The sequence below is a fragment of the Poritiphilus flavus genome (assembly GCF_009901585.1).
Lineage (GTDB): Bacteria > Bacteroidota > Bacteroidia > Flavobacteriales > Flavobacteriaceae > Poritiphilus > Poritiphilus flavus.
This window is the reverse complement of record NZ_WXYO01000002.1, coordinates 193,677-206,713: the sequence shown is the minus strand read 5'-3', so window position 1 is coordinate 206,713 and position 13,037 is coordinate 193,677. Positions and strand designations below refer to the sequence as shown.

The 13,037-nt window shown below is 43.1% G+C and carries 12 protein-coding genes; 5 read left to right on the top strand and 7 right to left on the bottom strand.

The window, feature by feature from the left end:
* Nucleotides 1-9 precede the first annotated feature (9 nt).
* A complete protein-coding gene (locus GTQ38_RS04390) occupies nt 10-2,214 on the top strand; it encodes a PepSY domain-containing protein (RefSeq protein ID WP_161434269.1) in 2,205 nt (734 codons plus the stop codon).
* 21 nt (nt 2,215-2,235) lie between these two features.
* Here the strand turns inward: GTQ38_RS04390 and GTQ38_RS04385 are convergent, their stop codons facing one another.
* The 3 genes from GTQ38_RS04385 to GTQ38_RS04375 all read right to left on the bottom strand — a co-directional run bounded on the left by GTQ38_RS04385 (nt 2,236) and on the right by GTQ38_RS04375 (nt 5,365).
* On the bottom strand, nt 2,236-3,102 hold the full coding sequence (locus GTQ38_RS04385) for a hydroxymethylglutaryl-CoA lyase (protein ID WP_161434268.1): 867 nt from the start codon (nt 3,100-3,102) through the stop codon (nt 2,236-2,238).
* 690 nt (nt 3,103-3,792) lie between these two features.
* A complete protein-coding gene (locus tag GTQ38_RS04380; protein ID WP_161434267.1) occupies nt 3,793-4,830 on the bottom strand; it encodes a quinone-dependent dihydroorotate dehydrogenase in 1,038 nt (345 codons plus the stop codon).
* An 88-nt stretch (nt 4,831-4,918) separates the two neighbouring features.
* On the bottom strand, nt 4,919-5,365 hold the full coding sequence (locus GTQ38_RS04375) for a hypothetical protein (RefSeq protein ID WP_161434266.1): 447 nt from the start codon (nt 5,363-5,365) through the stop codon (nt 4,919-4,921).
* A 73-nt stretch (nt 5,366-5,438) separates the two neighbouring features.
* Between GTQ38_RS04375 and pepT the strand changes: the two genes are divergently transcribed.
* Entirely contained in the window at nt 5,439-6,686 is a 1,248-nt protein-coding gene (gene pepT / locus GTQ38_RS04370) for a peptidase T (RefSeq protein ID WP_161434265.1), read from the top strand.
* Nucleotides 6,673-7,269 (top strand): YdeI/OmpD-associated family protein, encoded by a 597-nt coding sequence (locus tag GTQ38_RS04365; RefSeq protein ID WP_161434264.1) that lies wholly within the window; start codon nt 6,673-6,675, stop codon nt 7,267-7,269. The genes pepT and GTQ38_RS04365 overlap by 14 nt, the downstream gene beginning before the upstream one ends.
* A gap of 6 nt (nt 7,270-7,275) precedes the next feature.
* Here GTQ38_RS04365 and GTQ38_RS04360 read toward each other — a convergent pair whose 3' ends face one another.
* The 4 genes from GTQ38_RS04360 to nusB form a co-directional block, all read right to left on the bottom strand.
* A complete protein-coding gene (locus GTQ38_RS04360; RefSeq protein ID WP_161434263.1) occupies nt 7,276-8,622 on the bottom strand; it encodes a Gfo/Idh/MocA family protein in 1,347 nt (448 codons plus the stop codon).
* Nucleotides 8,623-8,731: 109 nt separating this feature from the next.
* The gene (gene yajC / locus GTQ38_RS04355) at nt 8,732-9,019 is read right to left on the bottom strand and encodes a preprotein translocase subunit YajC (protein WP_161434262.1); all 288 of its coding nucleotides are present in this window, start codon (nt 9,017-9,019) and stop codon (nt 8,732-8,734) included.
* A gap of 17 nt (nt 9,020-9,036) precedes the next feature.
* Nucleotides 9,037-9,522: a DUF1573 domain-containing protein gene (locus GTQ38_RS04350; RefSeq protein WP_161434261.1), complete on the bottom strand. Its 486-nt coding sequence runs from the start codon at nt 9,520-9,522 to the stop codon at nt 9,037-9,039.
* Between the two features lie 150 nt (nt 9,523-9,672).
* Nucleotides 9,673-10,620 carry a transcription antitermination factor NusB gene (gene nusB, locus GTQ38_RS04345; RefSeq protein WP_161434260.1) on the bottom strand — a complete coding sequence of 316 codons (948 nt, stop codon included), beginning with the start codon at nt 10,618-10,620 and terminating at the stop codon, nt 9,673-9,675.
* A gap of 178 nt (nt 10,621-10,798) precedes the next feature.
* On the opposite strand from nusB, the gene GTQ38_RS04340 reads away from it, so the two are divergent.
* Nucleotides 10,799-12,553: an ABC transporter ATP-binding protein gene (locus GTQ38_RS04340; protein ID WP_161434259.1), complete on the top strand. Its 1,755-nt coding sequence runs from the start codon at nt 10,799-10,801 to the stop codon at nt 12,551-12,553.
* A 76-nt stretch (nt 12,554-12,629) separates the two neighbouring features.
* Nucleotides 12,630-13,001 carry a PUR family DNA/RNA-binding protein gene (locus tag GTQ38_RS04335; protein ID WP_161434258.1) on the top strand — a complete coding sequence of 124 codons (372 nt, stop codon included), beginning with the start codon at nt 12,630-12,632 and terminating at the stop codon, nt 12,999-13,001.
* Nucleotides 13,002-13,037: the final 36 nt, after the last annotated feature.

Sequence of the window (13,037 nt, the reverse complement as noted above, 5' to 3'; positions counted from 1 at the left end):
TAAACTTTTATGGTAATTTCTATTTGGAGGTATAGCCATCTTGTTTTGGCTATATCTTCTTCCATTTTTTTGGGGATCGCTTCCATAACCGGTATCATTCTGGCTTTCGAGCCTATTTACCATGCGATTCAGCCTTATAAGGCTGAAGATATGGAACGCATTTCCGTCGCTGAAACTCTGGAAATGCTTGATGGAAAATACCTGGAAGTGCTTGAATTAAAGGTGGATTCGGATAACTTTGTCCAGGCTTCCGTAATCGGCCAGGATGGAGAGAGTTCAACCATCTACATCAATCCGCTCACGGCAGAAAAAATCGGGGAACCTCAGGAAAAGAAGGCCATTTTCCGTTTTGCCACAAATCTTCACCGCTCTCTTTTTCTTAAAAGCCCGGGGCGTTTTTTTGTGGGCCTGGTCTCTTTCCTGCTTCTATTAATCGCGATCACAGGTATTATTCTGGTTGCCAGAAGGCAGGGAGGTTTAAAACGATGGTTCACCAGGGTCAACAAGGATACGTCTGGTCAATACTATCATGTAGTGTTAGGTCGGATCTTTTTGGTTCCCGTAATTATAATAGCGGGCACAGGGGTTTACCTTTCCCTTGAAAAGTTTGGTTTGTTACCCGAAGCTGAGATTTCGCATCAGACCGTTTTAGCGCCTACTACCAAAGGCAATTCAGCTGTCGCTTCCGGCCCTTCGGTTTTAAAGCAAATACGATTAAAGGAGGTGAGGACAATTTTGTTCCCATTCTCTGATAATGAGGAGGACTACTACCAGTTAGAACTTAAGGACAGAGAAATTCTGGTACATCAGTACAAGGGCACCGTCATTAGTGAGGTCGAATATCCACTTATCATGCTAGCCTCACGTCTAAGCCTGGCCTGGCATACCGGCCGTGGCAGTGTTCTTTGGTCCGCTGTATTACTGGCGAGTTGTATTGCCATTGTCTTTTTTATGATCTCAGGATTCGCCATGACCCTGAGAAGAAGAAAGCATACTGTCAGGCTGAAAACTGAGGCAGCAGATCCCGGGAAATGTGAATATGTGGTCCTGGTAGGTTCAGAAACCGGCAGTACTTTCAATATGGCAAAAGTGCTTCAAAAGGCACTTATCGCCTTAGGAAAAAGCGTATATCTCTCTGAACTGAACGACTATGAGAATTTCGACAGAGTGAAGCACCTCATTGTACTAACGGCAACCTACGGCCATGGAGATGCTCCGTCAAATGCACAGAAATTCGTGGAAAAGTTCCAAGCTACCACTATAGCCAATCCAATGTCTTTCTCCGTGGTAGGCCTGGGTTCTCTCGCTTATCCCAACTATTGCCAGTTCGCAATCGAGGTCGATCAGCTTCTTGGAAAACACCCTAAACTGAAGCAGGCCTTACCACTCTATAAGATCAACAACCAGTCTTTTGAAGCATTTAAGGACTGGTCGGATAAATGGGCTAAGGCGCTGGGCCTTCAGCTCCGATTAAAAAATCCCGGGTCACCTGCTTCAACCAAAAAGACAACAGAATTTGTAGTAGTTGAGAGGACCGAAGTTAACCCGGACGATACATTCCTCCTGAAACTAAAACCAACAAGCAATCTCAGCTTCAGTTCAGGGGATCTTATTGCGATAAAACCAGGAGGCAATGAGGTAGATCGCTTTTATTCAATAGCAAAAACTGATGACGAAATCTTATTGAGTATTAAAAAGCATTCTAATGGCTATTGTTCCCGGTATCTAAGTGGACTGGAGCAAGGGCAGGAGATCAGCGCCTGGATTAAGCCAAATACGGAATTTCATTTTCCTTCCAAAACCCCGGAGGTAATACTTATTTCCAATGGTACGGGTATTGCACCCTTTCTGGGGATGATCAATAACGGTTTGGGTGCAACAAAAACTCATCTGTTCTGGGGTGGAAGAAACGAAACCTCTTTGGAGATCTACAAAGACTATATCCATAGCGCCAGACATAGGGGGCAGCTCAGTTTTGTTTTTGAGGCTTATTCCCAGTCTGGTTTGGAAAAGCATTACGTACAGGACCTGGTATGCCGTGAAGCAGATCTGATCGCCAAATCCCTGGAAAACGGGGGTGTAATAATGATATGTGGTTCAGTTGCCATGCAAAAGGAGGTGGTTCGGGTTTTGGAAACCATTTCAAAAAAGCGGTTAAATGTCCCATTGAGTCAATTCCTCAATCGCGGGAAGATCAAAATGGATTGCTATTAATGCCTTTTGATCGGGCCGGGCTTAGTGATAGACTGAAAAAAGCTCTGTCGCTTTATTGTGCGCAGCCTCGAAAGCCATCCAATTTACCTGTGTATCCGCTTTGACCGCAGTAAAATAGGAAAGCATTTTCTCCGTGGGCATATTACCGGTAAGTTCGTCCTTGGCCATAGGGCAACCTCCAAACCCTTGAATTGCTCCGTCAAATCTACGGCAACCCGCCTCGTATGCGGCGGCCACCTTTTCGTGCCATTTCGTTGGGGTAGTATGCAGATGAGCACCAAACTGTATTTCCGGATATTTAGGAATAAGATTCGAAAACAAATAAGTAATCACTTCCGGGGTGGAAGTGCCGACCGTATCGGAAAGGGAAAGTATTCTTGATCCCATTTCGGCCAGGCGTTCGGTCCATTCCCCTACAATCTCAACACTCCAGGGATCACCGTATGGATTTCCAAAGCCCATGGAAATGTATGTAACGACTTCTTTTCCGGTATTTTCTGCAATTTCCAAAATACTCCTTAGTACCTCTATGGATTGGTCAATGGTCTTATGGGTATTCCTCATTTGGAAGTTCTCGGATATAGAGAAGGGATAACCCAGGTAGTCGATCTCCGGATGTTTACTGGCGTCCTGGGCTCCGCGCACATTGGCGACTATAGCCAGGAGTTTACTATTGGTCCGCGATAGATCCAACTGGGAAAGAACCTCGGCGGTATCCACCATTTGCGGTATGGCTTTGGGGGAGACAAAACTTCCAAAATCGATGGTGTGAAATCCACAACCTAAAAGGGATTGGATGTATTTTACTTTTTCCGCTGTAGGGATAAAAGTTTTAATGCCTTGCATGGCATCTCTCGGGCATTCTATGATCTGTACCTTTTCGGACATTTCAGGTTTTGGTTGCTCTTCAAAATTAGCATTATTTATTTGATAATGGATACCAGATTCGGGTCAGGGGAAATTGGGGATATGGCAGTTATTCGGGTGGATTCTAAGGCAGTGAAGTTTACGCAAAAATATAAGTGTAAGTTGAAGTACAAGATTAAGTTTAAGATGAAGTTTTAAGTGTTGAGTGTTAGGTGTTGAGGGTTGAACATACAAAAGGAAAACTGTATTCTGTTCACTGTTTAGTGTTTACTACTTACTGTTCACTGCTTAATGCCAACTGCCCACTGAAACCGGGGTTCCAAACCCCACCCCAATTTTAAATTAATCCCGGACACTGCAATGTAAAAGCAGAAAAGGCGATTTGTTGATTTGATGGTTTGTCAATTTGAAGATTTGAAAATGAGGGAATGTGAAATTGTAAAATTGTAAAATTGTAAAATTGAGGAATTGTGAAATTAACTGCCAACTGCATTCATCCTCCAAAGCTTTGGCGAAGGAGGACTGTTCACTTCTTCAAGTTTAAGTAAATGGGTTTTAAGTTGTATGTTTTGAATTTTACAGGTGGAAAACCGCAAAGTTAATTTTCCAGGACCTTAATGAAGCTAGACTTTTACTGTTCACTGCTTACTGCCCACTGATTTCATCCTCCGTAGCTTTAGCGAAGGAGGACTGCCAACTGAATCCAGGGCCTCAATTTCGTTCTAAAATGGCCTTATTGATCTTTTTGACCAATCCCGGCCCTTCATAAACAAAGCCTGTCCACAGCTGCACAAGATCCGCACCCGCCTCAAGCTTTTCCAAGGCGTCTTCAGCTGAATGAATTCCTCCTACACCGATAATAGGGAAAGATTTTCCGCTCTTTTCAGCCAAAAAACGGATCACCTCCGTACTTTTTTTCGTCAAAGGTTTGCCACTGAGACCACCTTTTTCTTCCTGAAGTATAAAATCGGATTTTAGATCTTCTCTACCTATAGTAGTGTTAGTAGCAATTATACCATCAATCCCTGTTCGATCCACAATTTTGATGATATCCAACAGCTGGTCTTCACTCAGATCCGGGGCTATTTTAAGTAAGATCGGTTTTTCCTTGGCGTCTAATTTTTCAGCCAATTTGGTATTCTCCCTTTTAAGAGCGTTCAATAATGCGGTCAAAGGTTCTTTGTCCTGAAGTTCGCGTAGACCAGGCGTATTCGGTGAACTTACGTTCACTACGAAGTAATCTACATCCTCAAAGAGCGCATCCAGGCAAATCAGATAATCCTTAATGGCCTGGTCATTCGGAGTGGTTTTGTTTTTGCCTATGTTTCCGCCTATCAATACCCTATGTTCCTTTTTCAATCGTTCTGCGGCGTCAAAAACCCCTTCATTGTTAAAACCCATTCGATTGATGATCGCCTTATCCGCCTTAAGTCGGAATAACCTTTTTTTAGGGTTTCCTGCCTGCGGTTTCGGAGTGAGCGTTCCAATTTCAACAAACCCAAAACCAAAGTCGGCTAATTCGTTAAACAATTTAGCGTCCTTGTCAAAACCTGCAGCTAGACCTACAGGGTTTTTGAATTTCAAACCAAAGACTTCTCGTTCAAGTCCCGGATCCTCAATTTGAAAAATGGACCTAAAGAGTCCGGAGAATCCCAATCGGGAGAAGGTTTTGATCAATTTGAAAGAAAGATGGTGTACTTTTTCAGCATCAAGTAGGAAAAATAAGGGTCTGATTAGGGCTTTGTACATGCTTTTGACAAAATTTCCCCAAAAATACGAACTTCCCCCGACTAGCAAGCGCTTTGCTGCAGGTATTCGATATATGGAAAGCCCGATATTATTCTGGATTTACCGAATCTCTTACTTTCTGAGGAATAGTCATGGGTTGGCGATAGGCCGCCCGGCAAAGCGCGACGTATCTTTCATACTGCCTTTCATTGAAAGTTGCCAGTAGTTTTTGGTCAAAAGATTTTGAGATAGTAACTATCTGGTCTTTTAACTTCTTATACTTTACCGCCAGGGTATTCAATTCTTCCGTAGTGCTTTGTGGATGCTTGTCAAACAGTTCCTGGATCTGATCTTCAATCAATTTCTGTTGGGTCTGAAGTTCCGCGGACCATGCATTCATTTTGGATTGTTGTTCTTCATTCAATTGGAATACCTCCACTATGGTCTGAGCATCCTTTCCCCCGAGGCCTAGTGTGCAGTCTTCAAAACGTTGGGCATGGGAGATATAGCCGCAAAAGAGTACAAGTAAAATCGAAATATAGAAAGTGTTTTTCACGATATCATACAACTAATAAGCACAGGCGCAATAATACATATTTAAACTGTATTTTTGGCCAAAAATTATAAGGATGCAGCATATAATTGACCGTTTTATAAGCTACGTTACCATTGACTCACAAAGCGATCCGGAATCAGAGACCACACCGAGCACCAAAAAGCAGTGGGACATAGCCCGTAAACTGGCCAAAGACCTGGAATCCATTGGCATGGAAGAGGTTAGCCTTGATAACAAAGGTTATATTATGGCCACATTAGCTTCAAATTGTGAAGAGGCAATACCTGTGATCGGATTTATCTCCCATTATGATACTTCTCCGGACTTCAGCGGAAAAGATGTAAAACCGAGGGTAATACCGGAGTATGACGGAAAAGATATCGTGCTCCATGAAAAAGATTCCATACTGCTTTCCCCATCTTATTTTGAAGAACTTAGCCAATACAAAGGTCAAACCCTGATCGTAACCGATGGTACAACCCTACTAGGTGCAGATGACAAGGCAGGGATCACTGAGATCATCACCGCCATGGAATTCCTGATCCGTAACCCCGAGATCAAGCACGGGAAGATCCGGGTGGGTTTTACTCCTGATGAGGAAATCGGGAGGGGAGCTCATCATTTCGATGTAGAAAAATTTGGAGCGGATTGGGCCTATACCGTAGACGGCAGTCAGATCGGAGAACTGGAATACGAGAACTTTAATGCGGCGAGCGCCCATATAACCGCTTCAGGCAAAAGTGTGCATCCAGGTTACGCCAAGGGAAAGATGGTGAATGCCATAAGCCTGATCAATAGACTTATCGCACAATTGCCAGAAAAAGAGGTTCCTGAGCATACTGAAGGAAGAGAAGGCTTCTTTCACATTCACAAACTGAGCGGAAGTATAGAGCAGGCAGAGTTAGAGATGATTATCCGCGACCACGACCTTGAAAGCTTTGAAAAAAGAAAAGCCCTTCTAAAAGAGCTGGTGGCTTCTCTGAACCTTGAAAACGAAGCTTGTTTTTCCATTGAAGTTAAAGATCAATATTTCAATATGAAAGAGAAGATCACCCCGGTTTTTCATATCGTAGAGATCGCCAAAGAAGCCATGGAATCAGTAGGTGTCACTCCTATCATAAAACCCATAAGAGGGGGTACGGACGGCTCCCAACTCAGCTATATGGGCCTTCCCTGCCCGAATATTTTTGCAGGAGGTCATAATTTTCACGGTAAGTACGAGTACCTGCCAGTGCAAAGTATGATGAAGGCTGTTGATGTTATTGTAAAAATTTGCGAAATTACAAGGAACAAAAAATTACAACCTCATGAGCGCAACTGAAAAGATCGAAGCCTTTTACGCCAGGGAACACCAATATAAAAAGGGAATCGCGGTATTGAGAGAACTGGCCCTAAAAACAGAACTGGAGGAGAGCTATAAATGGAATTTCCCTGTTTATACCTACGATGGCAAAAATGTATTAGGAATCTGTGCCTTCAAGAGTCATTTTGGGGTGTGGTTCTTTAACGGCGTATTTCTAAGTGACCCTAAAGGTGTCCTGGAAAATGCACAGGAAGGTAAAACCAAAGCCATGAGGCATTGGAAGTTCCTGTCGGAGAACGAGATTGATAAAGCCGGAGTTTTGGCCTATATGCAGGAGGCTCTGGACAACCAACGGAAGGGTATTGCACTTAGCCCGGGACCCAAAAAGGAAACCGTCGTACCGGAAGCGCTATCTAACGCTCTGGACAAAGACAACGAACTTAAGGTGAGGTTCGGTAAACTCACGCCCTACAAACAGCGGGAGTTTTGTGAATACATCAGTGAGGCCAAACAGGAAAAGACCAAACAATCCAGACTGGAAAAGATCCTTCCTATGATAGCCCAGGGTATTTCACTTAATGACAAATACAGAAGTAGCTGATCTGAACTATCCCGGCAATTTCCATCCGTTGTGATAGGCCGCTTTGGTTATTTCATTGGCCTCATTGTCTGTAAACTGGCCCTGTTCAGCATCCCAGTACAATCTCTTTCCTGTTTTATAGGCCACATTACCCATGTGTGAAACCAGGGCCGCGTCATAACCGACTTTTAAAGGAGCATTTAGGGACGAACTATCCCTGCTTTTCACGGCTTCTATAAAGTTCACCGTATGCAGGTCCAGGCCACTTCCCTGATTTTGCTGTAGGGGCAGCCGTTCCAGTTTTGGTATTCCGTCCTTTCCCCAACCCTGGAATTCGTTTTCCGGGATAACTTCCCATCCACCTCGATCCAGGACCAGCGTCCCGTTGTTACCAATAAAGGCGATACCGTGATTTCTTCCATAATTGCCACCGTCAATTCCTGTCGCGTGTTCCCAGAGTATGGAAAAACCGTCAAATTCAAAAACGGTCTGAAGGGTGTCAGGAGTTTCAGAGGCATCATTCGGATAAGCAAATTTTCCACCCAGGGCCATCACGGAACGAGGGGTTCCCGCTTTCATACCATATAGCGCATAATCTATCAGGTGCACACCCCAATCCGTCATCAATCCGCCGGCATAATCCCAGAACCATCTGAAATTGAAATGGAATCTATTGGCATTAAAAGCCCGCTTCGGTGCAGGTCCAAGCCACATGTCATAATCTACCCCTTCCGGAGCTGGTGAATCTGGTTGGGGATTAACGGGTTTCATCCAACCCTGGTAGGCCCAGGCCTTAGACAAGCGGATCTCTCCCAGTTTCCCGGAATGCACATAGTTTATGGCATCCACAAAGTGAGGCTGACTCCTTTGCCACTGTCCTATTTGTACTATTCTATCGCTGGCATTTACGGCATTCAGCATCAGGTTGCACTCCTCAATGGAATTGGCAATAGGCTTTTCACAATAGACGTCTTTCCCAGCGTCAATGGCATCTGTAAGCTGAAGGCAGTGCCAATGGTCCGGTGTCCCAATGATCACGACATCGATATTCTTATTTTCTAAAAGTTTCCGGTAGTCCTTGTATTTTTTGGGTTTTTTAATGCCTGCCTTCTCAAGTTCGGCAATGCGCTGTTCCAGGACATTCTCATCAACATCGCAAAGCGCCACAAGTTCAATTTCACTGATCTTTAGCATGGAGCTAAGATTTGAAAAGCCCATCCCTTTGCAGCCTATTAGTCCAACGCCTATCTTATCATTGGGACTTACTGATTTCCGAATGCTTGCAAGAAGTTCTAACGGGAATAAAAATGCAGCTCCGCTACCCAAAAATGCCAGGGAGCCTTGTTTTAGAAAGTGGCGTCTGTTCGAATTCATGACAAATGATATTTAGTTGCATGAAGATACTAAATAAGCGGCTTTGGCGAACATGAGGGTAAAAAAAACACCGGCAATATGCCAGTGTTTTATTTTTTGAGGGAAGGAGTTATTTTTCCTTAGGTGCATTGAGCTTTTTGCTCATTTCCATGGAAATAGCAGAACGGTCGAACTTAAGCCTTCCGGCCATGGTTTCAATGATGCAGGAAAAATCCTTGTCATTCAGATCCACCACCTTTCCGTGTAATCCACTTTTTGTAATAATCTTATCCCCTTTCTTCAATGCCTGTGCAAATTTTTTCTCGTCTTTCTGACGCTTGATCTGCGGTCGTATCATAAAGAAGTACGCTACCGCAAATATCAGCAGCATTGGAAGTAATGATCCTATATCACCCATTTATGTGCTTTATAAAATTACTGCTTTACGGGTCCAACAGCAGCAGTAGAGGCTGCATTCTTTGGAGTTACGAAAGCTTTGATGCGCAATAGTTCTGAGCCTTTTTCTGTATTGGCCGATACGGTTACGGTTTTGGTTACCTGATTCTGACCGGAACCATTGAATTTCACCAGTAGTTCTCCGGTTTCTCCGGGAGCAATTGGCGTATTCTTAGGATATTGAGGAACTGTACAGCCACATGAACTTGTCGCATTTGTAATAATCAGAGGTGCATTACCGGTATTTGTAAAACTGAAAGTAGTCTCTTGCGGAGTTCCCTGCTCAATTGTGCCGAAATCGTGTTCCGATTTATCGAAGGTCATTACAGGAAGGTTTTTGGCTGCTTCATCGCGCTGCGCCGCTACCTCCACATTTGAAGCATTGATCTTGCTGGAAGCGTTTTCCTTACAAGACATAAATGCTAGTACAGAAACTAAACTCAAAGTGATTACGGTCCTTTTCATTTTTTTGTTTTTATTTAAACTTAATTTATCCCTTTTCAGAAGATTGGCGGCCGCTTTAGCCACTTTTATGTCCGTTTCCTGAGAAAGGCAGAAGGTTGAAATTTTTATCTTTCAGGCCTGTGTTTCCGAGCAAAATTAAGGAATATTTGTTTACAACAATCCGCGTCCGCTTTTTTTAAGTTTTCCTTTGGTTTTATATTCCTTCACCAATTTGTCTAAAATCCCGTTAATAAAGATGCTGCTTTTGGGAGTAGAATACTCTTTTGCAATCTCTAGATATTCATTAATAGTGACTCTTTCAGGAATGGATGAGAAATTGAGCAATTCACATATGGCCATTTTCAACAATATGGCGTCGATATCCGCGATCCTGTCCTTATCCCAATTCGGCGTTTTGCCCTCGATTTCCTGCATGAGCTCCGCATCTTTCAACAGGGTTTTTGAAAGTAGTTTTTTTGCAAAATCAAGATCGTCAATATCCTTGAGTAATTTCGGAAGAAAGAAGGCCTCTGGTTGACCAGGGCCCGCCTTTTTTAGGCGTTTTAGAATGAAAGTATTCACTAGCGGAATATCGTCTACCCAGGTGAGCTTGTCATCTTCAAAATATTCATAGATCTTTTCGTTAGGGGCGATCACCTCCCGAAACAATTCAATGAGCAAAGCCCGGTCTTCTTCATAAGCGCTTCCCTCCTTTTCCATATAGCGCCGGTAAAACTCACTCGCAATAACCTCCTTATAGATAATCTTTACATACTCCTCATGAAGATACCAGTGCTTTAATTTTCGCTTTTCCAACTCTTTTTGCAGGCGCTCGTTGTTAGCGATCTGAGACAGCAATCGATTGTTTACAAATTTTTGTTGATCGGGATATTGATCCGAGGTATTTGCTACGTATTTTTTGGATGCGTGCAAGACGTGCTTTTCCGCTAGCAGGAAGAGTTCCCGAAACAATGCCAGGTTCAAAAGATATAAGGAGTAGGTGTTTTCAATGCTCGCTTTCAAGAACTTCTCCTGTTTTTCAAGAGAATCACCTTTGGATTGGGTCAGGGCGTATATGCATTGCATTACTTTTACCCTAATATGCCGTCTTGTTAGCATGTATAAAGAACCTTATTTTTGATTGATAAACAGCAACGGAGCAAAAATAGCAATCTATTTTGAAAACAGGCCGTATTGGTTCGCACTTTATCTTATAAGTTTTATAACATTTAGATATCTACCAATCCGCTATCTTTGGGCCGTTATAATAAAACCACACCCTTAGCCTGCCAACCGAATGAAGGAACTCAGACATCTCAACAAATACTTCAAAAAATACTGGTTAAAACTACTTCTGGGGATCATTATTACTATCATCGCCAGGGTATTTCAGCTGGTAATGCCTTCATACGTAAAGAATTCTATTGAAGTCGTTGAGAATTATGTCAGTAATCAACTCGAAGAGTCTGCCGCCAGGGATCTACTTTTAGAATACATACTGATCATCGTAGGTGCGGCCTTGCTTTCCGGTTTCTTTACCTTTCTAATGCGGCAAACGATCATAAACGTGTCTCGATATATAGAATATGATCTAAAGAACGAGGTTTTTGACCATTATCAGTTACTTAGCCTCAATTTCTACAAGAAGAACCGTACGGGAGACCTGATGAACAGAATAAGCGAAGATGTGAGCCAGGTCAGGCTGTATGCAGGGCCCGCGATAATGTACGGTATGCAGACATTGACCCTTTTTGTTTGTCTGATCCCGCTGATGTTTATAAAAGCGCCAACCATCGCTTTTTATTCCTTATTACCCCTTCCTGTACTGTCTATTTTGATCTATCAGATCAGCCGTATCATACACAAAAGGAGTACAAAGGTGCAGGAATACCTGTCTACCCTTTCTACCTTTGCGCAGGAATCCTTTTCTGGGGTTTCAGTCATTAAGGCTTATACCCTTGAACCACAGATAAATTCTGAGGTTAGAGCACTGGCTCTGGAAGGTAAGGACAAAAGCATGGACCTTGCCAAGGTCAATGCATGGTTCTTTCCTTTGATGATACTACTGATAGGTATCAGCAATATTTTTGTGATCTATGTAGGTGGAAAGCAGTATCTGGATGGTCAGATCGAATCTGTGGGTACTATTGCCGAGTTTATTCTTTATGTCAATATGCTTACCTGGCCGGTAGCCATCGTGGGTTGGCTTACCTCCATAGTACAAAGGGCGGAGGCCTCACAGAAGCGGATAAACGAATTTCTTAAAGAAGAGCCGTCCATCAAAAGTGAAGTGGCCCAGAAAACTCAGATTTCCGGCAAAATTGAGTTCAGGGACGTAACTTTTACTTATGAAGATACGGAGATTACGGCCCTTCATGGTATTTCCTTTACGGTTGAACAAGGAGAAACTGTTGCCATTCTGGGAAAAACCGGTTCAGGAAAATCTACGATCCTGGAGCTGATCGCCCGTCTGTATGACACCTCTTCCGGAACTATCCTTATTGACGATGTGCCTATCAAGGAGATCAACCTGGAAAGCCTGAGATCCATGATAGGTGCAGTGCCTCAGGATGCATTTCTGTTTTCAGATACCATTCGAAATAACATTAAATTCGGAAAAGAGGAGGCCACAGAGGAAGAGATCGAAGAAGTGGCCCGAATGTCCGTGGTACATGACAATATCGTAGGGTTCACAAATGGTTATGACACCATACTGGGTGAACGGGGTATAACCCTTAGTGGAGGACAGAAACAAAGGGTCTCCATTGCAAGGGCATTGCTAAAAGACCCTCAGATCTATCTTTTTGATGATTGTCTTTCTGCGGTGGACACAGAAACAGAAGAGGAGATCCTCAACAACCTCAAAAGGGCTTCCGAGAACAGGACCACCCTTATCGTAAGCCATAGGGTATCCTCTGCAAAAAATGCGGATAAGATCATCGTATTAGAGGGAGGTAAAATTCTGCAGCAGGGAACACACAACCAATTAGTGGCGCAGGAAGGATACTACAAAGACCTTTATATCAACCAGCTATCGGAGAAAGAAAACTAGAAAAATGTTGCTGAATTAGCTTTTTTTTCACATTTTTGATGGCATTTAAGAAAATATACTAACTAGAACTAAGGCCATGAGCGATAAAGATACCATAGATCAGGAAGAGATTTTCTCAAAGGTGATGAGAGCAGGAAGAAGAACTTATTTCTTCGACGTTAGGAGTACAAAAGCAGGGGATTATTACCTTACGATCACCGAAAGCAAGAAATTCACCCATGATGACGGTTCTTTTCACTACAAGAAACACAAAATCTACCTCTACAAAGAGGATTTTCAATCGTTCCGTGAAACCCTGGAGGAAATGATGGATTACATCATTGATGAAAAAGGATTGGAAGTGATTTCCGAAAGGCATCAAAAAGACTTTAAAAAAGAAGATACCAGCAGTAATGGAGAAGTAAAGTCTTCCGAAAGCTTTACGGATGTCAGTTTTGACGATATCTAAAAGTCATATATAAAAGTAAATAGCCCCGGAGTTCCG

What these genes read in the sequence shown, in the direction of transcription:
- GTQ38_RS04365 (WP_161434264.1), top strand. Translation starts at nt 6,673, where the DNA reads ATGAGCGCAACTGAAAAGATCGAAGCCTTTTACGCCAGGGAACACCAA.
- GTQ38_RS04390 (WP_161434269.1), top strand. Translation starts at nt 10, where the DNA reads ATGGTAATTTCTATTTGGAGGTATAGCCATCTTGTTTTGGCTATATCT.
- GTQ38_RS04350 (WP_161434261.1), bottom strand. Translation starts at nt 9,522, where the DNA reads ATGAAAAGGACCGTAATCACTTTGAGTTTAGTTTCTGTACTAGCATTT.
- yajC (WP_161434262.1), bottom strand. Translation starts at nt 9,019, where the DNA reads ATGGGTGATATAGGATCATTACTTCCAATGCTGCTGATATTTGCGGTA.
- GTQ38_RS04335 (WP_161434258.1), top strand. Translation starts at nt 12,630, where the DNA reads ATGAGCGATAAAGATACCATAGATCAGGAAGAGATTTTCTCAAAGGTG.
- GTQ38_RS04380 (WP_161434267.1), bottom strand. Translation starts at nt 4,830, where the DNA reads ATGTACAAAGCCCTAATCAGACCCTTATTTTTCCTACTTGATGCTGAA.
- GTQ38_RS04340 (WP_161434259.1), top strand. Translation starts at nt 10,799, where the DNA reads ATGAAGGAACTCAGACATCTCAACAAATACTTCAAAAAATACTGGTTA.
- nusB (WP_161434260.1), bottom strand. Translation starts at nt 10,620, where the DNA reads ATGCTAACAAGACGGCATATTAGGGTAAAAGTAATGCAATGCATATAC.
- pepT (WP_161434265.1), top strand. Translation starts at nt 5,439, where the DNA reads ATGCAGCATATAATTGACCGTTTTATAAGCTACGTTACCATTGACTCA.
- GTQ38_RS04360 (WP_161434263.1), bottom strand. Translation starts at nt 8,622, where the DNA reads ATGAATTCGAACAGACGCCACTTTCTAAAACAAGGCTCCCTGGCATTT.
- GTQ38_RS04385 (WP_161434268.1), bottom strand. Translation starts at nt 3,102, where the DNA reads ATGTCCGAAAAGGTACAGATCATAGAATGCCCGAGAGATGCCATGCAA.